This window comes from Rhodococcus sp. ZPP (assembly GCF_017656075.1).
In the GTDB taxonomy this organism is placed as follows: Bacteria; Actinomycetota; Actinomycetes; order Mycobacteriales; family Mycobacteriaceae; genus Rhodococcus_F; species Rhodococcus_F oxybenzonivorans.
The window spans coordinates 5,280,662-5,301,934 of the sequence record NZ_CP058638.1 but is presented as its reverse complement, the minus strand read 5'-3'; the positions used below and the strand labels follow the sequence as shown (position 1 = coordinate 5,301,934).

The following is a 21,273-nucleotide window of genomic DNA, read 5'->3' as shown; positions in this document are numbered from 1 at the left end:
TTCTCCTGTTCCGATGCGACATTGGGCGGACCACGCTCCCAGCCAGGAACTACGGCGTGGGCCCGAATTCCTCCAGCATCTCCGTCACGAGTGCGGCGATCGGCGAACGCTCACTGCGAGTCAGCGTGATGTGGGCGAACAACGGGTGGCCCTTCAGCTTCTCGATCACCGCCGCGACACCGTCATGGCGCCCGACCCGCAGGTTGTCGCGTTGAGCCACATCGTGCGTCAGCACCACGCGCGATCCTGTTCCCAGCCGGGACAGCACCGTGAGCAGAACGTTGCGCTCGAGGGACTGCGCCTCGTCGACGATCACGAACGAATCGTGCAGTGACCGCCCCCGAATATGGGTGAGGGGAAGAACTTCCAGCATCCCGCGACTGATAACTTCTTCCATCACCTCGGGGCTCGCCAGGCCGTCCAGGGTGTCGAACACGGCCTGGGCCCAGGGGCCCATCTTCTCACTCTCACTGCCCGGCAGGTACCCGAGTTCCTGACCGCCCACCGCGTACAACGGCCGGAAGACCACGACCTTCCGCTGAGTTCGACGCTCGAGCACCGCTTCGAGTCCCGCGGTCAACGCCAGCGCCGACTTGCCGGTGCCGGCCTTGCCGCCCAGCGACACGATGCCCACGCTGTCGTCCATGAGAAGGTCGAGGGCAATGCGCTGCTCGGCCGAGCGTCCGTGCAGGCCGAACGCTTCCCGTTCGCCTCGCACCAACTGCACCCGCTTGTCGGCGTTCACCCTGCCGAGGGCGCTCGACGAACCACCCAGAAGCCGAATACCCGTGTGACACGGCAGCTCCCGTGCCTCCTCCAGGTCGACGACACCCTCGGAGAAGAGTTCGTCGATCGACGACGACGCCACGTCGAGCTCCGCCATACCCGTCCAGCCGGAGGGAACGACGTCGTGAGCGTGGTACTCGTCGGCGGGTAAACCCACCGCGCCTGCCTTGACGCGGAGCGGGATGTCCTTGCTGACCAGGACGACGTCGCTACCCTCCGCTTCGAAATTCAGGGCGCAGGCGAGGATGCGGGAATCGTTACTGTCCGTGCGGAATCCGACCGGCAGAACTGACGGGTCGGTGTGGTTGAGCTCGACCTGCAGGGTGCCACCTTCCGTGCCGATCGGCACAGGCTGGTCGAGACGGCCGTATTCCAGGCGAAGGTCGTCGAGCATGCGCAGCGATTCGCGTGCGAACCATCCCAGCTCATGATGGTGCCGTTTCCCCTCGAGTTCACTGATGACGACGAGAGGAAGCACGACACGGTGCTCGCCGAACCTGGCGACGGCCCAGGGGTCGGACAGCAATACGGAGGTGTCCAATACGAACGTACGAACTCCCGAAGCCGAGTTCTTGCCGGAGGCTGCGGACGTACGTCCTGATCGGGCTGAGACGGAGCGTGATGCAGTCACGTGAGGCTCCTAGGTCTGCGCGGCACCCACGCAAACTCGGTTCGCTGGACCGGTCCGTCCCTGGTGTGTCAAACCACACGAGGGCCGGGCGCCGGCCCCCTCGTACTGAATGTTCCAGTCACGATCAGGACCTCCCGTACAAGCAACTTCCCCGCTGCCTGTTACTTCCGACGGTACTGCCAAACACGCCGGACGGCCGTGCGAGCGGCGGGCGTGTCGGTGAACATCGGGTTACGCGGAGAAGGCGCCTGCGGCGCCCGTGAGTGGTTGACGAGTCCCTGCACTCGCAGACCACTCACGGGCGGCGGAGCCGTCTAGATGAGGCGCCAGTCCTCGAGGCCCTCGTACAGCGGGAAGTCGGCGGCCAGCTTGGTCACGCGGTCGCGCAGTGACTCGACGTCGGACGAACCGGCCAGAGCCGTACCGATGATGTCGGCGACCTCGGTGAACTGCTCGTCACCGAACCCACGGGACGCGAGCGCGGCGGTGCCGATGCGCAGCCCGGAGGTGACCATCGGCGGGCGGGGATCGAACGGCACTGCGTTGCGGTTGACGGTGATGCCCACCTCGTGGAGAAGGTCCTCACCCTGCTGGCCGTCGAGCTGCGAATTGCGGAGGTCGACCAGCACGAGATGCACGTCGGTGCCGCCGGTGAGGACGCTGACACCCTTGCCGGACACGTCGGAGGCCGTCAGGCGCTCGGCGAGGATCTTCGCGCCGGTCAGTGTGCGCTGCTGACGGTCCTTGAACTCGTCGGTGCCGGCGATCTTCAGCGACACGGCCTTGGCGGCGATGGCGTGCATGAGCGGTCCACCCTGTTGTCCGGGGAAGACGGCCGAGTTGATCTTCTTCGCCCATTCCTGCTTGGCGAGAATCAGGCCGGAGCGGGGACCACCGAGGGTCTTGTGGACGGTGCTCGACACGACGTCGGCGTAGGGGACGGGCGACGGGTGCAATCCGGCCGCCACCAGGCCGGCGAAGTGCGCCATGTCGACCCACAGGTATGCACCGACCTCGTCGGCGATGGACCGGAATGCCGCGAAGTCCTGGTGTCGCGGGTAGGCGGACCAGCCGGCGACGATCACCTTCGGCTGCGCGGCGACAGCGACCTTGCGGACCTCGTCCATGTCGATACGGTGGTCTTCCTTGCTGACCCCGTACGACTCGACCTCGTAGAGCTTGCCGGAAAAGTTCAGCTTCATGCCGTGCGTGAGGTGGCCGCCGTGTGCCAGGTCGAGGCCGAGGAGCTTCTCACCCGGGCTCATCAGCGCCATCAGAACGGCGGCGTTGGCCTGCGCGCCCGAGTGCGGCTGGACGTTCGCGAAGTCGGCGCCGAACAGTTCTTTGGCACGAGTGCGCGCGAGGTCCTCGATGACGTCGACGTGCTCGCAGCCGCCGTAGTAACGGCGACCCGGGTATCCCTCGGCATACTTGTTGGTCAGCACGCTGCCCTGAGCCTGCAGCACCGCGCGGGGAACGAAGTTCTCCGAGGCGATCATTTCCAGGGTGTCGCGCTGACGGGCGAGCTCACCAGCCATGGCCTGGGCGACTTCGGGGTCGAGTTCGGCGAGGGGGGCCGTGTTGACGTCGGTACCGGGCACAGCGGTCATCGAGGAATCTCCAAGCTGGATGCGGAAACGAATGCCCCCAGTCTACGAAGAACCCGTGCGTACTTGATAACCGCCCAGTGTTAAGAAGTACTCACGGGGCGGAGGGCACTGGGAACGAGGGGTTCGTCGAGGAGCCGACGAAAGCGTTCCGACCGATCCGCGCCCACCGGGACCTCCGCCAGCCAGCCGCCGAGCAGGCGGTATCCCTCGACGTAGGTGCTGGTGTAGGCCCGCCACAGGGGCGAGGACAGGAAGCGCAGCGACTGCCGCGCCCGCTCGGGGGTCGACAGGCTCCACCGTTGCAGGAACAGGGCGACGTCGTCCGCGCTGCGGCGCTCGTCGTGCAGCATCAGCGCAGCGTCCTGGCGGACACCGAGCAGCTGACCGGACGCCGCCGACAGTCGCTGTGCCTGTTCACCGTCGAATCTCAGTCCGAGGTCGGCGTAGATTTCCTGCGCCCACAGGCCCCAGTTCTCACCGACGATGGATTCGAGCGCGAGGTCGGCAAGACCCTCGGCCATGAGGCACTGCGGGGTGTTGACGAGAAACAGCGTCTGTTCCAGCTGCCCCGCGCCGACGAGCCCCGCTTCCTTACGGCAGTGCTCGGTGTGATGGCCCGGGTACGACTCGTGCGCGATGAGCCGAGGCAGATTTGCCATGTGCTGTTTCAGGTCGGAGTTGATGGCGACCGTGGAGCGGTAGTTTCCGAGGTAGTAGTTGAACCCCGACCACGGCTTGTCCCCGACCACCTCGTACTCGACGACCTCGGCTTCGGGCAGGGCGTAGTGCTCGCGCACCAGGTCGCGCAGGGCGCTCGAGAAGGCGTCGACGCAGTCCTTCAAACGGTCAGCCGGTATCTCGTCGGCGGCGCGGTGGGCATGGACCCGCTCGGTGAGTGTGCCGGATCCGGGCAGCACGGCGTCCATCTTGCGGTGCGCCTCGCGGTACTGCTCCTCGTCGCCGCGTGCAATGCGAACGTCGAAATAGGCCTCCACCTCGTCGACGAACCCGACGTCGTCCCCGGCGAACTTCCGTCCCGAGCATTCGAGTGCCCGCAAATGGACGTCGAGGAACCGCGTCCGCTCGTCCGACAGCCCCGCGGACGGCAATTCCGCACGCAGCGTTGCCGCTGTGCGTGCCAGTTCCCGCGGGTCCGGCCGCGGCGCGTTCTCGACCTTCCGGCGCAGCGCCGGGTCGCCGGTGTACGCATCGACGAATCCCTCTTCGAGCCGATCGAATCCCAGCCCGAGCAGCAGATATTCGCGAACCAACGAATCCGATTCCATGTCGATCGACCTTAGTCGGACAACCGAGTGCGTGACCCGCCGACAGCTCAGCCTGTGGCACCAAGCACAATCCGACTATGCAACCGCTACTCGCCAGCGCGACGACGACGGCCGAGATTCCGGGCGTGGACGGCTCACTCCCCCAGCCGCTCGAGTGTGAGCGGAACTGATGGCCCGGGCAAGCGAATCCAGCCCGTACGTCGAATTCGACCGGAAGCAGTGGCGCACGCTGCGTAAGTCGACTCCGCTGGTGTTGACCGAGGAGGAGCTGTACGGGCTCCGAGGCCTCGGCGAGCAGATCGACCTCGAGGAGGTCGCGGAGGTGTATCTTCCGCTTTCGCGTCTGATCCACCTGCAGGTGGCTGCACGACAGCGGTTGTTCGCCGCGACCGCGACGTTCCTCGGTGAGAAGCATCCGGATCAGCAGGTGCCGTTCGTCATCGGCGTCGCGGGAAGTGTCGCGGTCGGCAAGTCGACCACGGCGCGTGTCCTGCAAGCCCTGCTCGCCCGCTGGGAACATCACCCCCGCGTCGACCTGGTGACGACGGACGGCTTCCTGTACTCCACCGACGAGCTGAACCGGCGCGGGATCATGCACCGCAAGGGTTTTCCGGAGAGTTACGACCGGCGCAAGCTGCTGCGGTTCGTCACCGAGGTGAAGTCGGGCGCCGAGGAAGTAGCCGCACCGGTCTATTCGCACATCTCTTACGACATCATCCCCGGCCAGTACCACCTGGTGCGCCAGCCGGACATTCTCATCATCGAAGGTTTGAACGTCCTGCAGACCGGTCCGCGTCTCATGGTCTCGGATCTGTTCGACTTTTCCATCTACGTCGATGCCCGCATCGAGGACATCGAGGCGTGGTACATCCAGCGCTTCCTGGCCCTGCGCCAGACGTCGTTCGCCAATCCGAACGCCCACTTCCACCACTACGCGAACCTGTCGGACCGCGACGCCACCGCTGCCGCTCAGGAGATCTGGCACAACATCAACCGACCGAACCTGGTGGAGAACATTCTGCCGACGCGCCCCCGCGCCACCCTCGTGCTGCGCAAGGACGCCAATCACTCGATCAACCGGCTGCGCCTGCGCAAGCTGTAACCGGGTGGCCGCTCAGACGCCGAATCTGCGATGCCGGGCCGCGTAGTCGCGCAGCGCGCGCAGGAAGTCGACCCGACGGAACTCGGGCCAGTACGCCTCGGTGAACCAGATCTCGGAGTAGGCGCTCTGCCACAACAGGAACCCCGACAGCCGCTGTTCTCCTGACGTACGAATCACGAGGTCGGGGTCCGGTTGACCCGACGTATAGAGATGCCCGCCGATGCCATCGACTGTGATCGACTTCACCAACTCGTCGCCCGACAACCCGGCGAGGAGTTTCTCGCAGAGCAGCGACCGCACGGCGTCGGCGATTTCCTGCCGGCCGCCGTAGCCGACGGCGACGTTCACATGGGTGCCGGTACGGCCTTCGGTCCGCTCCGCCGCCTCCCGCAAGCGGCGCGACTGCTCGGCGGGCAGCAGATCCAGCGCACCGACGATCTTCACACTCCAGTTCTTGTCCGGTCCGGAGATCTCTTCGACAACATCGGTGATGATCTCGAGAAGAGTGTCCAGTTCCTCCGCGTCCCGGCGCAGATTCTCGGTCGAGAGGAGATAGATGGTGGCCATCTCGATCCCGGCGGCATCACACCAGCCCAGCATCTCCGAGATCTTGAGGGCACCCATCCGGTGTCCGTGGCTGACGTCGGTGAAGCCGTTCTCCCGGGCCCACCTCCGGTTGCCGTCGCACATCACCGCTATGTGCCGAGGGTGCTGCAGACCTTCGAGCCGCGCGAGCAACCGTCGCTCGTAGATGCTGTACAGCAGTCCTCGCACACTCACCGGGAGATCACCATGACAGCCAAGAGTACGCCGCTGCCGATCGCGATTCGCGATGGCGGTCACACGTAGTGCACCGTGGTCCTACCGACGGGTACGCTCTCCCCACAAGCGAACCTACGGTTCCGTAGGTTCGAGTCGCGAACAGCGAGAAGGGGTGTCCTGTGACAGCTTTCGGACTCGACGAGCTCCCGGTCAAGCCGCGTCTGCGGGGGTGGATTCACCTGTGGGCGTTCGGTATCTCGGTCATCGCCGGGCTGGTCCTCGTCCTCGTGTCCGGACTCCGAGTGTCAGCGGAAGCAGCCGTCGCCACAGCGGTCTACAGCGTCACCGTGTGCGGCGTATTCGGGGTCAGCGCCACGTATCACCGCGTGCACTGGAAGACCACGTCTGCCCGCACGTGGATGAAACGGGCGGATCACTCGATGATCTTCCTGTTCATCGCCGGCAGTTATACACCGTTCGGGCTGCTGGGCCTGCCCTCGAGCACCGGGCGCACACTGCTGATCGTCGTCTGGGCCGGTGCCTTCGCCGGCGTCGCCCTGAAGATGCTGTGGCCGACGGCGCCGCGGTGGGTCGGTGTTCCGCTCTACCTGCTCCTCGGCTGGGCGATCGTTCCGGTGGCGCCGGAGCTGACTTCCGAGGTCGGAGTCCTGCCCATGGTGTTGCTGCTCATCGGCGGCATCTTCTATTCGGTGGGCGCGGTGTTGTATGCCACGAAGTGGCCCAATCCCTGGCCGGCCACCTTCGGGCATCACGAGTTCTTCCACGCCGCCACGGTGATCGCGGCGTTGTGCCACTACATCGCCGTCTGGCTGGTCGTGTTCGGACAGTAATTACCGGCTCAACGCCTCGGCCAGGTCGTCGATGGTCGACACCGGACGATCACAGACGAACCCGCGGCACACATAGGCCGCCGCATCGCCCCCCACCAGCGGCCGGTCCGCGAGCAGCGGCGACGAATCCGGTTCGCCTCCGACCACCACCGCACCACCCGGAGCGAGTCGGCGTGCAGCGTCGAGCAGCCCGGACTCGCCGTTCGTTGCCACCGCCACCTGGATCGGCCCACGCACCGACGCCTCGGCCACGGCGAGCCAGTGTCCCGCCGACCTCGGTGCTCGTTCGAGGAGCAGCGCCACCCGGTCGAGTGACGCGGCGGCCGCGGCGGCATACCGGGCCGAGGTGCCCGCCTCCGCCACTGCCGCTGCGGTGAGCAGGGCTTCGGCCAGGCAGGAGGCACCGGACGGGGTGGCGCCGTCGACCGGGTCGCGCGGACGGGTCACCAGCGTTTCCGCGTCATCCGCCGTGTCGAACCAGCTGCCGGGCTGCTCGGCGTCCGCGAAGTGTCGCAAGGCGCGCTCCAGCAGGGCCTCGGCAGGTTCGAGCCATTCGGCGTCGCCGGTCGCCTGGAACAACGTGAGGAGTCCGGTGGCGAGGCACGCATAGTCCTCCAGAATTCCCACGGGTTCGCCCACCACCGACCCCAGCGAGGCGCGGCGCAGGCGACCGTCGACACCGTGCAGGTCCAGCACCGTCCGGGCACACTCGGCGGCAGCCGAGATCCACTCCGGCCTGCCGAGTCCGGCACCGGCCTCGGCCAGCGCCGTGATGGTCATCCCATTCCAGGCGGTGACCACTTTGTCGTCCCGGCCGGGCTGCGGCCGGGTAGCACGGTGAGCGAAGAGCGCGTTCCGCACGCGACCCCACCGCTCCCAGTCGTCCGGATCCTCGAGGAGTTGCAGCACCGACGCGCCTTCTTCGAAGGTTCCCTCCGGCATCACGGTCAGCAGTTGCGACGCCCACTCGCCGTCCTCGGCGCCCAGCACGTCGACGAGCTGTGCGGGTGTCCACACATAGGTCAGGCCCTCGACGCCTTCCGTGTCGGCGTCGAGCGCAGACGCGAACGAGCCGTTCTCCGTACGCAAGTCGCGAAGCAGGAACTGCGCAGTCTCCTCGGTGACGCGGACCGCCAGCTCCGAACCCGTTCGCCGACCGAGATGGGCATACACGCGCAGAAGCTGGGCGTTGTCGTAGAGCATCTTCTCGAAGTGCGGCACGACCCACTCGGCGTCGACCGAGTAGCGGGCAAAACCGCCGCCCAACTGGTCGTAGATCCCGCCCCGCGCCATCGCGGACGCCGTGCGCTCCACCGTCTCGAGCACCTTTGCGTTCCCGGACCGCTCGTAGGTGCGCAGCAAACCCTCCAGCAACGCAGACGGCGGAAACTTGGGTGCACCTCCGAACCCGCCCCGCGGAATGTCCTCGTCCTTCACGACGGCAGCAGCAGCCGCGTCGAGAAGCGCGGCATCCACCGCGACATCCGAAGTAGGTATGCCGCCGGCTCCGCGGCGCAGTTCCGTGGCCACCGACTCCGCGGCATTGTCGACGTCGCTGCGCCGGTCCCGCCACGTGTCGGCGATGGCGCCGAGCAGCTGGGTGAAGGACGGCATTCCGCCGCGTGGCGCGGGCGGGTAATAGGTCCCGCAGTAGAACGGTGCACCGTCGGGAGTGAGGAAGCACGTCATCGGCCAACCGCCCTGGCCCGTCATCGCCACAGTGGCGTTCATGTACACCGCGTCGAGGTCGGGACGCTCTTCCCGGTCGACCTTGATGCACACGAAGTGCTCGTTCATCAGCGACGCGACGGCGTCGTCCTCGAACGACTCGTGCGCCATCACATGACACCAGTGGCACGCGGAGTACCCGATCGACAGCAGAATCGGCACATCACGTTCACGCGCCCACTCGATGGCCTCCGGCCCCCATTGCTGCCAATGGACCGGGTTGTCGGCGTGCTGCCGCAGATAGGGGCTGGTGGACCCGCCGAGTGTGTTGCGTGCGCGTGGGTCCATGTCCAGCTCCTCTTCGACTACTGCTGCAGCTTCGGTGGATTGTCGGTGGGACCGGAGGGTCCGCTCGTGGTCCCGTTGTCCCCGTGCAGTGCGCCGCGGTCGGTGCCCTCGTCGGCTTCCTGGTCGGGTTCGGGATGATCCGGTTCGAAGGTCTCGGGCAGATTCTTCAGCTGCTTGTTCATCGAGCGCACCAGTAGCACCACGCCCGCGAGCAGAGCGAGAATGACCACCAGCCCGATCGGCGAGGCCTTACCGAACTCGGGGCCGGAGGGCGTACTGGGCGTCTGCGCCAGCAGTTCCACCGTCCCGGCGACGACACCGAGCGTCAACGACATCACTGCGACTCGTCCGGGTGAACGCCGGCGAACAGGTCGTTCTCCGGAATGGAGGTGGTGACCCGGGTCTTGGCGAGTTCGAATTCCTCGGTGGGCCAGATCTTCTGCTGGATCTCGAGCGGAACAGCGAAGAACGAACCGTTGGGGTCGATCTGGGTGGCGTGGGCGCGCAGGGCGTCGTCGCGCTGCGGGAAGTAGTCGCCGCAGGTGATCTGCGTGGTGACCCTCGCCATCAGATCACCCTGCTCGGTCTTCCACTTCTTGAGCCACTCCGCCATCGGGAATTCTTCACCGCGGCGTTCGTACTCCTCCTGGAACTGCAGGAGACGTTTACGGATGAACCCGTGCGAGTAGTAGACCTTCTGCACTTTCCACGGCTCGCCCGCGTCGGGGAACTGCTGCGGATCCGCGGCCGCCTCGTAGGCGGCCATCGACACCTCGTGGCAGCGGATGTGATCGGGATGTGGATAACCGCCGTTCTCGTCGTACGTCGTCATGACGTGGGGACGGAATTCGCGGATGGCCCGGACCAGAGCTTCGGTGGCCACCTCGAGCGGCACCAGCGCAAAGCATCCCTCCGGCAGCGGCGGCAGCGGGTCACCCTCGGGCAGTCCCGAGTCGACGAATCCCAGCCACTGATGCTGGACACCGAGGATGCGGGCGGCCTCGGCCATCTCCTCGATGCGGACCTCGTGGATGCGGTCGCGCACGCCGGGCACGTCCATCGCCGGATTGAGGATGTCGCCGCGTTCACCCCCGGTCAACGTCACGACCCGCACTTCGTTGCCCTCGGCGGCGTAACGGGCTGTCGTCGCCGCACCCTTGCTCGACTCGTCGTCGGGATGGGCATGGACGGCCATGAGACGGAATCCGCTCACGTATTCGTTCACCTCAACTTCGCCAGTAGCCGTTGCCGGCTTGTTCGTGTCGTACGCTCTTCGTCCTCCGCCATCGCTTGACGGCGCACCGACGCACATCCTCTATAGTTCCACCCGATAGTTCCGCTTGCAGCCGTGACCCCGCTCGAGTGCTGGAAGCAGTGAGGAACTGGAGCGGTGTGAGAGCAGAGTGATGACGAGAACGCTTCCCCCCGGCCGATACACAGGTGCAGCGAAGCCTGCACGGCCGAGGCGCTGGATCGCGTGGGCGCTCGGCGCGGTCGTCGTGGTGCTCGGAGTGATCGTGGCGTTCTCGGCCTACGACAGGTTCACTATTTCCGACATCGACAGCGAAGCCACATCATTCGATCTTGTCGACGACTCGCGGCTCGACATCACCTTCACCGTCACCCGTGACGACCCTTCGCGGCCGGGGGTGTGCATCGTGCGTGCGCGCTCCAAGGACGGATCCGAGACGGGACGACGCGAGGTCTACATCGCGGGAGGGCCGCATCAGACGGTGAAGATCACGGCCCCTGTCTACACGTCCGAGCCGCCGGCCATGGGAGATGTGTACGGGTGCAGCCTGGACGTTCCGGCATATCTCACGGGTGGCTGACCAGCCGCTCCCCGAGCGACCGTTCGGGTTCTCCGCCGGTTCCGACCTCCGATCGTGCTAGAATCGGCTGATACACGGTTCCGGTTTGGAACCGTGTATTGCTGCATTGGCGGCAAGGTGGATCTGTGTTCGGCCCCGGCCGGCTGATCCGCCGAGCCGTTGATCACTGCTGTTGCAGTGGTCTGTCGAGGGAGCCCGGGGGCTCCAACTACGAGGGAGTGATCGAGATGACCGAGACCCAGGTGACCTGGCTGACCCAGGAGTCACATGACAGGCTCAAGAGCGAACTCGACCAACTCATTGCCAATCGACCCGTCATCGCCGCCGAGATCAACGAGCGACGCGAAGAGGGCGATCTCAAGGAGAACGGTGGCTACCACGCGGCCCGCGAAGAGCAGGGCCAGCAGGAAGCTCGTATCCGCCAGCTCCAGGAGTTGTTGAACAGCGCGAAGGTCGGCGAGGCACCCACCCAGTCCGGCGTGGCGTTGCCCGGCTCGGTGGTGAAGGTCTACTACGACGGCGACGAGAAGGACACCGAGACGTTCCTCATCGCCACCCGCGAAGAGGGCGCACGCGACAACAAGCTCGAGGTCTACTCCCCCAACTCACCGTTGGGTGGGGCACTGCTCGAGGCGAAGGTCGGCGAGACGCGCGAGTACACACTGCCCAACGGCAGCAGCATGAAGGTGACGCTCGTCAGCGCTGAGCCTTACCACAGCTGATACCGGCTCTGCTTCACAAAACTCCGGTCCGGGCGATGCGCCCGGACCGGAGTTTTTTTGGTTCAGTTCGCACTCAGATGATCCTGCGAGCCTTCATGCCGGAGAACACCGCACCGATGCGCACTACGTCACCCGTGGTGGGTGCGTGGAGCATCTGGCCGTTTCCGACATAGATCGCCACGTGCCCGGGACCACCCGACTGCCAGTTTCCGAAGAGCAGGTCGCCCGGTTTCGCCTCCGAGAGCGGGATCTCGACGCCGACGCGCCACTGAGTCTCCGAGGTCCGGGGCAGTTTGATGCCGGTGGCGGCGTAGACGGCGAACGAGGTGAGGCCGGAGCAGTCGAACCCCCCGCCGGACGGTCCGTTGATGTTGCCGCCGCCCCACACATACGGCAACCCGATGAACCGCATCGCCATCTCGACCACCCGGCTCGGCTCCCCGGCGCCGACGCCGTAGAAGAACGGTGACAACATCCGGGCGAACGATTCTTCGAGCGACCGGATCCGTGCCACATACGGCTGGGTTTCGTGGACGTAGTCCGGTTTTCCGGCGGGCATCCCGCCCGACGTGCGCACCGCACCGGCACCGGCGTTGTAGGCCGCAAGGGTGAGGTCGAGGGTGTCCCCTTTGACCACGCCTTGTTTCTTCCAGGCGTCGATCTGCGCGTGGAGGTCGCACAGCATCTGGCCGGACGCCATCATCGGGTCGGCGACGCCGTTGATGTCCACCTTGCCGTCGCCGTCGGCGTCCTTGCCGTATTTGGCCCAGGTGCCGGGCAGAAATTGACCGGGTCCGCGGGCACCCGCCCTCGACACCGGCGAGGCCGCCCCATGTCTGAAGCCGTTCTCGACCGAGTACAGAGCGGCCAGGGTCGGCGGCTTGATTCCTTCACACAACGAGCCGGCCTTGCGGATCCAGGGGGCGAACACGGCGATGGCTCCGATCGGGGCCAGGGAGACCCCCGGAAATCCGGCAGGCACCGAGGGGATCAAGGATCCGAGGCCGCTGATGATGGCGGGGACGCCGGGGACGGCGGCCAGCCCACCGATTACGGTTTGTGCACCCGAGGCCATCGGCGCCGGGGGCTGGTCGAGCGGACTGTCGGGGAGGACGAGTGCCTGCTCGGGTCCTGGGACCGGCGGGGGCGGCGCCGGCGGTGCGTCTGCAGCAGGCGGCGCCGGAATATAGGGATCGGTAGCCTGCTTCACCACCTCGGATGCGTCGGTGACCATTTGCTCGGCTTGCAGTCGTGCTGGTTCCGGGAGAGCCGAAATGGCGTCGTTCACCTGTTTCTGAACGTCGGGAGAAGCTTGCTCTACAACTTGGATAGCGTCCGCCGCTTGGTCTTTCACTGGCTGCGGTATGTCTGCTCCTTGAACCATTGCCCCCGCTGCTGTGGTGATCGCCACGATGATCGCCGCTGCATCAACTGACATACGTGCGCTCCTCCTCCTCGGTGTGCCGAACCGAGTAGGTTCACGTTACGACGGGGTACAGCGGGCGCGGGCCGAATTCGGCAGCTTGGGCAGCAGCCATTTCGTGCGGTGAGCAGGCTTCGGGCCGTCGCACACGACCGTGCGTGCGTGTTTCCACCCGGCCCGACTGCACTCCACCCCTCTGAGCCGGCCTCGCATCGCTCTCCGAACTGATTCCCAGGTTGCTCACAGGTTCGTCGTGGAAGGTGGTGGACATGAGTGAAGATCGACGGAATGCCCGCCTGCTTCCCGTTCGACGTGCGCTCGCCGCAGCCGGGATCGCCGGGTTGGTCGCCGGTGGCGGCATCGCGGCTGCCGCGGACGCCTCTTCGCCCGACGCGGCCGTCGCCGCTCCCCTCGTCTCGGCAGGCTCCGGAACACCGGATGCGGTGTCGAGCGGATTCTGAAGACGCGGGGAGTAACCACAGCATGACCGGTGCGCGTAGCGCGACCGAATGGTCGACATGGGGTGGGCACGTGCGTGTCGTCGTCACTGACCCGGCCGCTCTCGATTCGGCCGCCAACCTGGTGCGCGGCTATCTCGCGGCAGCAGACGCCGCGGTCAATCGCGAGCGATCCGATGCCGAGATCCACTCTCTCCGGCACGGGAAGAACACCGTGACCCCACTGTTCGCCCGATTCCTCACCGATGCACTGTCGGCGGCACGGATCACGGACGGAAAGCTCGGCCCCACGTCGGCATCCACCACCCACTCCTGGCGCACCGTCGGGGTCGACGGAACTGAGGTGACGCTGCCCGAGGGAGTGCAGCTCGATCTCACGGCCACCGCTCGCGCGAGCTCGGCAGACCATTGCGCCTCGACCACCGCCGAACTCCTCAGCTGCGGCGTGTTGGTGGCCCTGGGCGGCGACATCGCCACCGCCGGACCCACGCCGCCGGGTGGGTGGCAGATACAGGTTCAAGACCTGCCGGGCGACCCCACCTGCCAGGTGTCGATTCCGTCGGGCGCGGGCGTGGCGACCGCCAGCACCGTGAAACCCCTGCGTCCCGACCCGATGGCGTTGTGGCGCACGGTGTCCGTGGTGGCCGACTGCTGCACCACCGCCCACGCAACCAGTACGGCGGCGGTCGCGATGGGCGGCGGCGCCGTCAGCTGGCTGGCCGAACTGAAGCTACCCGCGCGACTGGTGGATCAGGAGTTCCGGGTGAGCACTGTCAATGGATGGCCGCACTAGCGGCGCGCTCAGTGCTGCAGCCGAACGGCGTATCCGGCGGCGTCGAGCGCGTCGAGCAGATCCTGCCGATGCCCCGGGCCACGGGTCTCCACGGTAAGGAAGACCTCCACCTCGTCCAGTGCGAGTGAGCCACCGGTCCGGGAGTGAACAACGTCGACCACGCTGGCCCCGTTCCCGCTGACCACTTCGAGGAGGCCGACCAAACCACCCGGTCGGTCCGGAATGGTCACGTGCACACCGAGATAGCGTCCCGACGCGCGCAACCCGTGGTTGACGACATGGGTCAGCAGTAGCGGGTCGACGTTGCCACCCGACAGCACGGCGCAGACCTTTCCGGTGAGGCCGAGCTCGGCCTCGGCGCAACTGATCAGTGCCGCAACCGCCGCCGCACCGGCGGGTTCGACGATGAGTTTCGCTCGCTCTAGGCACAACAGCAGGGCGCGGGACAACGCGTCCTCGCTCACCGTGACAATGGCGTCTACCTGAGTGCCGACGTGCGCGAACGGGACGTCGCCCGGTCGGCCGACCGCAATGCCGTCGGCCATGGTGGACATGTTCGCCAACGGCACGGGACGGCCTTCGGCGAGCGAAGCGGGCCACGCGGCTGCTTGCTCGGCCTGGACGCCGATGATGCGCACGTCGGGACGCAACTCCGACACCGCGGCGGCGATCCCCGCGATGAGGCCACCACCGCCCGTCGGAACGACAATGGTGCCGACGTTCGGCTCCTGCTCCAGAATTTCGAGGCCCACAGTCCCTTGACCTGCCACGATATCGACGTGGTCGAACGGGTGAATCAGCACCGCCCCGGTCTCCGCAGCGAATTCCTTCGCCGCCACCAGGGCATCGTCCACGGTGTCACCGGTCAGATGCACGGTCGCGCCGTACGCCTTGGTTGCGACGAGTTTCGGTAGGGGTGCGCCCGTCGGCATGAAGACGGTCGACGCGATGCCCAGGTCGGTGGCCGCCCAGGCCACACCCTGGGCGTGATTACCGGCACTCGCGGCGACGACACCAGACGCGCGTTCCTCCTCGGCGAGGTTCGCGATCCGGTAATACGCACCACGCGGCTTGAAAGACCCCGTGCGCTGGAGGTTTTCGCACTTGAGCGACACCTCGTGCCCGCATCGCTCGGACAACGCCCTCGATGCGATCACCGGCGTGCGGCGCATCACGGGGGCCAGCAGCCTACGGGCTGCCCTGATCTGCTCGAGCGTGACGGATTCCACGCGGGCCAGCATAGGGCGCTCCGCGCCCTGTGAGTGGTTAAGGAGTCCAGAGACTCGTCAACCACTCACGGGCGGCGAAGCCGCCTACTTCAGCGCCTGCTCGATGTCGCCCACGAGGTCGGCCGCGTCTTCGACGCCGACGGACAGCCGCACGAGGTCGTCCGGGACCTCGAGCAGCGAACCGGCGGTGGAGGCGTGCGTCATCGCACCGGGATGTTCGATGAGCGATTCGACACCACCGAGCGACTCGGCGAGGGTGAAGATCTCGGTTCGCGAGCAGAAGTCCAGCGCCGCCTGCTTGCCGCCGGCGAGCCGGACGGAGATCATGCCGCCGAAACGACGCATCTGCTTCTCGGCGATCTTGTGGCCGCTGTGCGATTCGAGGCCAGGGTAGATGACCTTGGAGACCGCCGGGTGCCCGGTGAGCAACTCCACGACCTTTTCGGCGTTGTCACTGTGCCGCTCCATGCGCAGGGCGAGAGTCTTGATGCCGCGCAGCGTGAGGAAGGCATCGAAGGGACCGGGTACGGCGCCGGCGCCGTTCTGGAGGAACGCGAATGCCGCGTCGAGTTCTTCGTCGTTGGTGACCAGTGCGCCGCCGACGACGTCGGAGTGCCCGCCGATGTACTTGGTGGTCGAGTGCAGGGCGATGTCGGCGCCCAGCTGCAGCGGCTGCTGCAGGTAAGGCGACGCGAACGTGTTGTCGACGACGATCTTCGCGTCGGCCGCGTGCGCCACCTCGGTGAGCGCTTCGATGTCACCGATGGTGAGCAACGGGTTGGTGGGGGTCTCGACCCACACCAGTTTGGTGTTCGGCCGGATCGCCTCACGCACGGCATCCACATCGGACACCGGCACGGGGGTGTATTCGATACCCCACTGGGAGAAGACCTTGTCGATCAGGCGGAACGTGCCACCGTAGGCGTCGTTGGGGATGACGAGGTGGTCGCCCGGACGGAGAACGGCACGCAGGACGCAGTCGGTGGCGGCCATGCCCGAGCCGAAGGCCCGGCCGTACGTGCCCGACTCCAGGGCTGCGAGGTTGGCCTCGAGCGGCCGGCGGGTGGGGTTGCCCGTGCGGGCGTACTCGAATCCGTTACGCATGCCGCCGACGCCGTCCTGTGCGAACGTCGAGCTCGCGTAGATCGGGACGTTGACGGCGCCGGTCTGCGGGTCGGGGTCGAATCCGGCGTGCACGGCCTTCGTGGAGAAACCCTGCCAGCTGATGTTGTCCGCTTTGCTGCGCTGCTCACTCATGTAGGCCAGCGTAGTGGGGACCTAATCTTGCAGATACTTCGCAATCGCGAATGCGACGTCGAGCTTGGTCTCGTCGCTCACGGAGGGGTCGATCGCGTTGACGATGATGCTGTGTGTCGGCGTGAGGAGTGCCATGGCGACGACGTCGAGGACCACCCCGTTCACCGCCGTGGCCCGCGGATCGGGGATCACATTCGTCCCGTTCCTCATCTCCACGATGACCACCGGGTCCGTCACCTGCGGCTTGACGGACGCCGTGAGGGTGCTCAGCACGTTGGCCTGCCCCTTCGACCACGAGCAGGTGGGATCGGCGGAGCCCGGCAGGACTCCCTCGGTGAGATACGGCCGGTCCGATACCAACGACCCCAGCACCTCCGTCAGGTGGTCGCAGTCGGTCGACTCGGCCACCACCGCCGAGCTGGGTTTCGCTGTCGCCACCGATGCCGGCTGTGCGACGCCGTCGACCGCTTGCCCGCACCCGGCAACCGTCAGTCCGAGAGCGATGATCGGAATTCCCACGACACGACGCAGACGAGCACCCACTGATTTGCCCCCTCGGATGTGGAACGGGCCGCCGGAGCGGCCCGTCCCGATGTCTCGCCCTAGGACCCGGCGCTGAGGAATCCGAGCAGGTCGTGGCGAGTGATGACACCGGCCGGCTTACCGTCGTCCACCACCATCAGCGCGTCGGTATCCCCCAGCGCCTTCGTCGCGGCCGACACCGGCTCACCCGAACCGATGAGCGGAAAAGGCTTGCTCATGTGCTTCTCGACCGGGTCGGCGAGGTGGGCACGGCCCTCGAAGACGGCGCTGAGAAGGTCGCGCTCCGTCACACTTCCCGCGACCTCACCGGCCATGACGGGCGGCTCGGCACCGACGACGGGCATCTGGGACACCCCGTACTCGCGGAGGATCTCGATGGCGTCGCGCAGCGTCTCGGACGGGTGCGTGTGGACGAGGTCCGGGAGCTCGCCGGACTTGCCGCGCAGCACGTCACCGACCGTCTTCTCGTCCGGCTTGCCGTCGAGCGGGGTGCGGAGGAAGCCGTAGGAGGCCATCCACTTGTCGTTGAAGATCTTGGACAGGTAGCCGCGTCCACCGTCGGGAAGGAGAACGACGATGACCGCGTCGGGACCCTCACGCTTGGCGACCTCGAGTGCGGCGACGACGGCCATGCCGCACGATCCGCCGACCAGCAGGCCTTCTTCACGCGCGAGTCGGCGTGTCATCTCGAAGGAGTCGGCATCGGAGACGGCGATGATTTCGTCGGGGATGGACGGGTCGTAGGCGCTCGGCCAGAAGTCCTCGCCGACTCCTTCGACGAGGTAGGGACGGCCGGTGCCGCCGGAGTACACGGAGCCCTCGGGGTCGGCGCCGATGATCTTGACCTTCCCGCCCGACACCTCCTTGAGGTAGCGGCCGGTGCCGGTGATGGTGCCGCCGGTGCCGACGCCCGCGACGAAGTGGGTGATCTTTCCGTCGGTGTCGGCCCAGATTTCCGGTCCGGTGGTCTCGTAATGGCTCTGCGGACCGCCCGGGTTGGCGTACTGGTTCGGCTTCCACGCGCCGGGGATGTCGCGGGCGAGGCGGTCGGACACGCTGTAGTAGCTGTCGGGGTGTTCCGGCGCGACCGCGGTCGGGCACACCACTACCTCGGCACCGTAGGCTTTGAGGACGTTGCGCTTGTCTTCGCCGACCTTGTCGGGGCACACGAACACGCACTTGTACCCACGTTTCTGTGCAACCAGGGCCAGCCCGACGCCGGTGTTGCCGGACGTGGGTTCGACGATGGTTCCGCCCGGCTTCAGCTCGCCGGACGCCTCGGCGGCGTCGATCATCTTGACCGCGATGCGGTCCTTCGAGCTTCCGCCGGGGTTCAGGTACTCGAGCTTGGCTGCAACGGTCCCGTGTTCGCCGCCGATAACCGAAGTGAGCTTGACGAGAGGGGTGTTGCCGATCAGGTCGACGACGTGTTCCGCGATGCGCATGACTCCATGGTCCCAGATGCGCAAATCGGATGCTCACAGACGTCCGGCACGGGGCATCGGACGCGGCTAGATTGGTACGGACGCAGTCCGCCGGAACCCGTGAGAAACACACCAGGTAGCGGAAAGGTGAGTGCAGTGCCGAAGAGCACCTGGCAGGCCGGAGTGAAGGCCGGCGCCACGGCGGTAGTAGCGGGATCGAGCGCAGGAACACTGTCATGGGTGGCGTACTCGTACCTCATGTCGCAGGCGACGGCGGCGAGAGGCGTCATCGGACGCAACGTCGCGAAACCGCCGGAGGCCGACGGCGTGTACGCCCCTGGCAGCGCGGCCGTGGGACGATGGCGTCGCGGCACACCGTTCGACCTGCACCTGATGATTTTCGGCGACTCGACCGCTGCAGGCGTGGGCTGCCTGACGGCGGAGGAAGTGCCCGGCGTGCAGATCGCCCGCCGCCTCGCCGACGAGACGGGTAAGCGGGTTCGGCTGAGCACCAAAGCAATCGGCGGTGCCACCTCGCGGGGACTCAGTGGCCAGGTTGACGCGATGTTCGTGGCGGGGCCGCCTCCTGACGCCGCCGTCATTCTCGTCGGAGCCAACGATGTCACAGCGAAGAACTCGATTCGCGCCTCGGCCCGCAGGCTGGGCGAGGCCGTCGCCCGATTGAGGGAGCACGACTGCGCCGTTGTCGTCGGGACGTGCCCCGACCTGGGAGTCGTCACAGCCATACCGCAGCCCCTGCGCACCGTCGTCCGCACGTGGGGCCTGCGTCTGGCGAGGGCGCAGGCGGTCGCGGTCACCGCGGCGGGGGGACATCCGGTTGCGCTGGCCGATTTGCTGGCGCGCGAATTCCTGGCTGCCCCCGACCGAATGTTCTCGGCCGACCACTTCCATCCTTCTGCTGCGGGATACGAACTGGCGGCAATGCAGATCGTGCCCGTCCTCGCCACAGCACTGGGCATGTGGCACGGCGGCCCTCTCCCGGACCTGCCCGAGGTCTCGGAAGCAGCCGAGGCACGCAAGTTCTCGACGCGAACACTCGCCTCGCTCAATCGCTTTCTGTGGCGACGTGCCGCGCGACGCCGTGCGACGGGTCGCCTCGACGACCTTCTCGGAATCGAGGAGGCGTCGGCGTCGCGCGCCCGGAAGGCCGCCCAGTGAGACGGAGATATCCGCGCACGGACGCGACGACGTAGGTTGTCTGAACAGCCATGAAATCGGTGGCCTGCAACACAGTGCAGACCTCCGCAGCCGACAAAGGAGTTATCGATGCCCGAGGCAGTAATCGTCTCTGCAGTACGTTCACCGATCGGTCGGGCCATGAAGGGCTCACTGAAGTCGATCCGCCCGGATGATCTGACGACGCAGATGGTTGCCGCGGCGCTGGCGAAGGTCCCCGAACTCGATCCCACCGAGATCGACGACCTGCTCCTGGGCTGCGGCCAGCCGGCCGGGCAGTCCGGGTTCAACATCGCGCGCGTCGTCGCCGTGCAGCTGGGCTACGACTTCCTGCCCGGTGTAACCGTCAACCGGTACTGTTCGTCCTCGCTGCAGACCACCCGCATGGCGCTGCACGCGATCAAGGCCGGCGAGGGCGATGTCTTCATCTCGGGCGGTGTCGAGTCGGTGTCGAGCTTCGTCACCGGCAACGCCGACGGTCTGCCCAACACGAAGAACCCCAAGTTCGCCGACGCCGAGGCCCGGACCGGCAAGCTCGCCGAGGGTGGCGTCGCCTGGACCGATCCGCGTGAGGACGACCTGCTGCCCGACGTCTACATCGCGATGGGTCAGACCGCCGAGAACGTGGCATCCGCCACCGGCATCAGCCGTGAGGAGCAGGACCGCTGGGGTGTCCGGTCGCAGAATCGTGCGGAGGAGGCCATCAAGAACGGATTCTTCGAGCGGGAGATCACCCCGGTCACCCTTCCCGACGGCACCGTCGTCAGCACCGACGACGGCCCGCGCGCCGGCACCACCTACGAGGCCGTCAGTCAGCTCAAGCCCGTGTTCCGGCCGGACGGCACCGTCACCGCCGGCAACGCGTGCCCGCTCAACGACGGCGCCGCCGCGCTCGTGATCATGTCGGACACGAAGGCGAAGGCCCTTGGATTGACTCCGCTGGCCCGCATCGTGTCGACCGGTGTGTCTGGTCTGTCGCCCGAGATCATGGGTCTCGGCCCGATCGAGGCCGTCAAGAAGGCGCTCGCACTGGCCGGGAAGAGTGTTTCGGACATCGACCTGTTCGAGATCAACGAGGCCTTCGCGGTCCAGGTACTCGGTTCGGCCCGTGAGCTGAAGATCGACGAGGACAAGCTGAACATCTCCGGTGGCGCCATCGCCCTGGGTCACCCGTTCGGCATGACCGGTGCCCGCATCACCAACACCCTGCTCAACAACCTGCGTGAGCAGGACAAGACGTTCGGCGTCGAGACCATGTGCGTCGGCGGAGGGCAGGGCATGGCCATGGTCCTCGAACGCCTGAGCTGAGGCGGCTCCGCCGCCCGTGAGTGGTTGACGAGTGCAGAGACTC

20 protein-coding genes are annotated in these 21,273 nt (G+C 66.6%); 8 read left to right on the top strand and 12 right to left on the bottom strand.

The window, feature by feature from the left end; translation table 11 throughout:
* Window positions 1-49: 49 nt before the first annotated feature.
* The 3 genes from HYG77_RS24585 to HYG77_RS24575 all read right to left on the bottom strand — a co-directional run bounded on the left by HYG77_RS24585 (window position 50) and on the right by HYG77_RS24575 (window position 4,313).
* Window positions 50-1,417: a PhoH family protein gene (locus HYG77_RS24585; protein WP_109332225.1), complete on the bottom strand. Its 1,368-nt coding sequence runs from the start codon at window positions 1,415-1,417 to the stop codon at window positions 50-52.
* 314 nt (window positions 1,418-1,731) lie between these two features.
* Complete coding sequence (glyA, locus tag HYG77_RS24580) at window positions 1,732-3,027, bottom strand: serine hydroxymethyltransferase (RefSeq protein ID WP_109332226.1); 1,296 nt, start codon at window positions 3,025-3,027, stop codon at window positions 1,732-1,734.
* An 80-nt stretch (window positions 3,028-3,107) separates the two neighbouring features.
* Window positions 3,108-4,313 carry a DUF885 domain-containing protein gene (locus HYG77_RS24575; protein ID WP_208960918.1) on the bottom strand — a complete coding sequence of 402 codons (1,206 nt, stop codon included), beginning with the start codon at window positions 4,311-4,313 and terminating at the stop codon, window positions 3,108-3,110.
* A 169-nt stretch (window positions 4,314-4,482) separates the two neighbouring features.
* Here HYG77_RS24575 and coaA point away from each other — a divergent pair, with 169 nt between their 5' ends.
* Window positions 4,483-5,415, top strand: a complete 933-nt coding sequence (gene coaA / locus HYG77_RS24570; protein WP_109332232.1) for a type I pantothenate kinase — start codon at window positions 4,483-4,485, stop codon at window positions 5,413-5,415.
* A 12-nt stretch (window positions 5,416-5,427) separates the two neighbouring features.
* On the opposite strand, the gene HYG77_RS24565 is transcribed toward coaA, so the two are convergent.
* Complete coding sequence (locus HYG77_RS24565) at window positions 5,428-6,195, bottom strand: isoprenyl transferase (protein ID WP_208960917.1); 768 nt, start codon at window positions 6,193-6,195, stop codon at window positions 5,428-5,430.
* A gap of 161 nt (window positions 6,196-6,356) precedes the next feature.
* Here HYG77_RS24565 and HYG77_RS24560 point away from each other — a divergent pair, with 161 nt between their 5' ends.
* Window positions 6,357-7,028, top strand: coding sequence for a hemolysin III family protein (locus HYG77_RS24560; protein WP_109332234.1), 672 nt, complete (start codon window positions 6,357-6,359; stop codon window positions 7,026-7,028).
* Here the strand turns inward: HYG77_RS24560 and HYG77_RS24555 are convergent, their stop codons facing one another.
* The 3 genes from HYG77_RS24555 to mca are packed head-to-tail and all read right to left on the bottom strand — an operon-like array spanning window position 7,029 to window position 10,257.
* The gene (locus HYG77_RS24555) at window positions 7,029-9,044 is read right to left on the bottom strand and encodes a thioredoxin domain-containing protein (protein ID WP_208960916.1); all 2,016 of its coding nucleotides are present in this window, start codon (window positions 9,042-9,044) and stop codon (window positions 7,029-7,031) included.
* A gap of 17 nt (window positions 9,045-9,061) precedes the next feature.
* Window positions 9,062-9,382 (bottom strand): hypothetical protein, encoded by a 321-nt coding sequence (locus HYG77_RS24550; protein ID WP_109332236.1) that lies wholly within the window; start codon window positions 9,380-9,382, stop codon window positions 9,062-9,064.
* Window positions 9,379-10,257: a mycothiol conjugate amidase Mca gene (gene mca, locus HYG77_RS24545; RefSeq protein WP_109335268.1), complete on the bottom strand. Its 879-nt coding sequence runs from the start codon at window positions 10,255-10,257 to the stop codon at window positions 9,379-9,381. The genes HYG77_RS24550 and mca overlap by 4 nt, the downstream gene beginning before the upstream one ends.
* A 193-nt stretch (window positions 10,258-10,450) precedes the next feature.
* Here mca and HYG77_RS24540 point away from each other — a divergent pair, with 193 nt between their 5' ends.
* Together HYG77_RS24540 and greA are read left to right on the top strand one after the other, a co-directional pair.
* The gene (locus HYG77_RS24540) at window positions 10,451-10,876 is read left to right on the top strand and encodes a DUF4307 domain-containing protein (protein WP_109332242.1); all 426 of its coding nucleotides are present in this window, start codon (window positions 10,451-10,453) and stop codon (window positions 10,874-10,876) included.
* A gap of 227 nt (window positions 10,877-11,103) precedes the next feature.
* Window positions 11,104-11,598, top strand: a complete 495-nt coding sequence (greA, locus tag HYG77_RS24535; RefSeq protein WP_005238978.1) for a transcription elongation factor GreA — start codon at window positions 11,104-11,106, stop codon at window positions 11,596-11,598.
* Window positions 11,599-11,671: 73 nt separating this feature from the next.
* Here greA and HYG77_RS24530 read toward each other — a convergent pair whose 3' ends face one another.
* On the bottom strand, window positions 11,672-13,036 hold the full coding sequence (locus tag HYG77_RS24530; RefSeq protein WP_109332243.1) for a bifunctional lytic transglycosylase/C40 family peptidase: 1,365 nt from the start codon (window positions 13,034-13,036) through the stop codon (window positions 11,672-11,674).
* A 254-nt stretch (window positions 13,037-13,290) separates the two neighbouring features.
* Here HYG77_RS24530 and HYG77_RS24525 point away from each other — a divergent pair, with 254 nt between their 5' ends.
* On the top strand, window positions 13,291-13,482 hold the full coding sequence (locus HYG77_RS24525; protein WP_109332244.1) for a hypothetical protein: 192 nt from the start codon (window positions 13,291-13,293) through the stop codon (window positions 13,480-13,482).
* Window positions 13,483-13,504: 22 nt separating this feature from the next.
* Window positions 13,505-14,272 (top strand): FAD:protein FMN transferase, encoded by a 768-nt coding sequence (locus tag HYG77_RS24520; protein WP_208960915.1) that lies wholly within the window; start codon window positions 13,505-13,507, stop codon window positions 14,270-14,272.
* 8 nt (window positions 14,273-14,280) lie between these two features.
* On the opposite strand, the gene ilvA is transcribed toward HYG77_RS24520, so the two are convergent.
* The 4 genes from ilvA to HYG77_RS24500 all read right to left on the bottom strand — a co-directional run bounded on the left by ilvA (window position 14,281) and on the right by HYG77_RS24500 (window position 18,746).
* Window positions 14,281-15,513: a threonine ammonia-lyase gene (gene ilvA, locus HYG77_RS24515; protein ID WP_208960914.1), complete on the bottom strand. Its 1,233-nt coding sequence runs from the start codon at window positions 15,511-15,513 to the stop codon at window positions 14,281-14,283.
* A 72-nt stretch (window positions 15,514-15,585) separates the two neighbouring features.
* Window positions 15,586-16,758: a cystathionine gamma-synthase gene (locus HYG77_RS24510; protein ID WP_109332247.1), complete on the bottom strand. Its 1,173-nt coding sequence runs from the start codon at window positions 16,756-16,758 to the stop codon at window positions 15,586-15,588.
* A gap of 21 nt (window positions 16,759-16,779) precedes the next feature.
* Window positions 16,780-17,301: a hypothetical protein gene (locus tag HYG77_RS24505; RefSeq protein ID WP_204164792.1), complete on the bottom strand. Its 522-nt coding sequence runs from the start codon at window positions 17,299-17,301 to the stop codon at window positions 16,780-16,782.
* A gap of 59 nt (window positions 17,302-17,360) precedes the next feature.
* Window positions 17,361-18,746 carry a cystathionine beta-synthase gene (locus HYG77_RS24500; protein ID WP_109332248.1) on the bottom strand — a complete coding sequence of 462 codons (1,386 nt, stop codon included), beginning with the start codon at window positions 18,744-18,746 and terminating at the stop codon, window positions 17,361-17,363.
* Window positions 18,747-18,881: 135 nt separating this feature from the next.
* Between HYG77_RS24500 and HYG77_RS24495 the strand changes: the two genes are divergently transcribed.
* Both HYG77_RS24495 and HYG77_RS24490 read left to right on the top strand, forming a co-directional pair.
* A complete protein-coding gene (locus tag HYG77_RS24495; RefSeq protein WP_208960913.1) occupies window positions 18,882-19,904 on the top strand; it encodes an SGNH/GDSL hydrolase family protein in 1,023 nt (340 codons plus the stop codon).
* A gap of 108 nt (window positions 19,905-20,012) precedes the next feature.
* Window positions 20,013-21,230, top strand: a complete 1,218-nt coding sequence (locus HYG77_RS24490; RefSeq protein WP_109332250.1) for an acetyl-CoA C-acetyltransferase — start codon at window positions 20,013-20,015, stop codon at window positions 21,228-21,230.
* Window positions 21,231-21,273: the final 43 nt, after the last annotated feature.

Coding starts and splice junctions, on each gene's coding strand:
- glyA (WP_109332226.1), bottom strand. CDS start 3,027: ATGACCGCTGTGCCCGGTACCGACGTCAACACGGCCCCCCTCGCCGAA.
- HYG77_RS24540 (WP_109332242.1), top strand. CDS start 10,451: ATGACGAGAACGCTTCCCCCCGGCCGATACACAGGTGCAGCGAAGCCT.
- HYG77_RS24490 (WP_109332250.1), top strand. CDS start 20,013: ATGCCCGAGGCAGTAATCGTCTCTGCAGTACGTTCACCGATCGGTCGG.
- HYG77_RS24510 (WP_109332247.1), bottom strand. CDS start 16,758: ATGAGTGAGCAGCGCAGCAAAGCGGACAACATCAGCTGGCAGGGTTTC.
- greA (WP_005238978.1), top strand. CDS start 11,104: ATGACCGAGACCCAGGTGACCTGGCTGACCCAGGAGTCACATGACAGG.
- HYG77_RS24525 (WP_109332244.1), top strand. CDS start 13,291: ATGAGTGAAGATCGACGGAATGCCCGCCTGCTTCCCGTTCGACGTGCG.
- HYG77_RS24500 (WP_109332248.1), bottom strand. CDS start 18,746: ATGCGCATCGCGGAACACGTCGTCGACCTGATCGGCAACACCCCTCTC.
- coaA (WP_109332232.1), top strand. CDS start 4,483: ATGGCCCGGGCAAGCGAATCCAGCCCGTACGTCGAATTCGACCGGAAG.
- HYG77_RS24520 (WP_208960915.1), top strand. CDS start 13,505: ATGACCGGTGCGCGTAGCGCGACCGAATGGTCGACATGGGGTGGGCAC.
- HYG77_RS24530 (WP_109332243.1), bottom strand. CDS start 13,036: ATGTCAGTTGATGCAGCGGCGATCATCGTGGCGATCACCACAGCAGCG.
- HYG77_RS24575 (WP_208960918.1), bottom strand. CDS start 4,313: ATGGAATCGGATTCGTTGGTTCGCGAATATCTGCTGCTCGGGCTGGGA.
- ilvA (WP_208960914.1), bottom strand. CDS start 15,513: ATGCTGGCCCGCGTGGAATCCGTCACGCTCGAGCAGATCAGGGCAGCC.
- HYG77_RS24555 (WP_208960916.1), bottom strand. CDS start 9,044: ATGGACCCACGCGCACGCAACACACTCGGCGGGTCCACCAGCCCCTAT.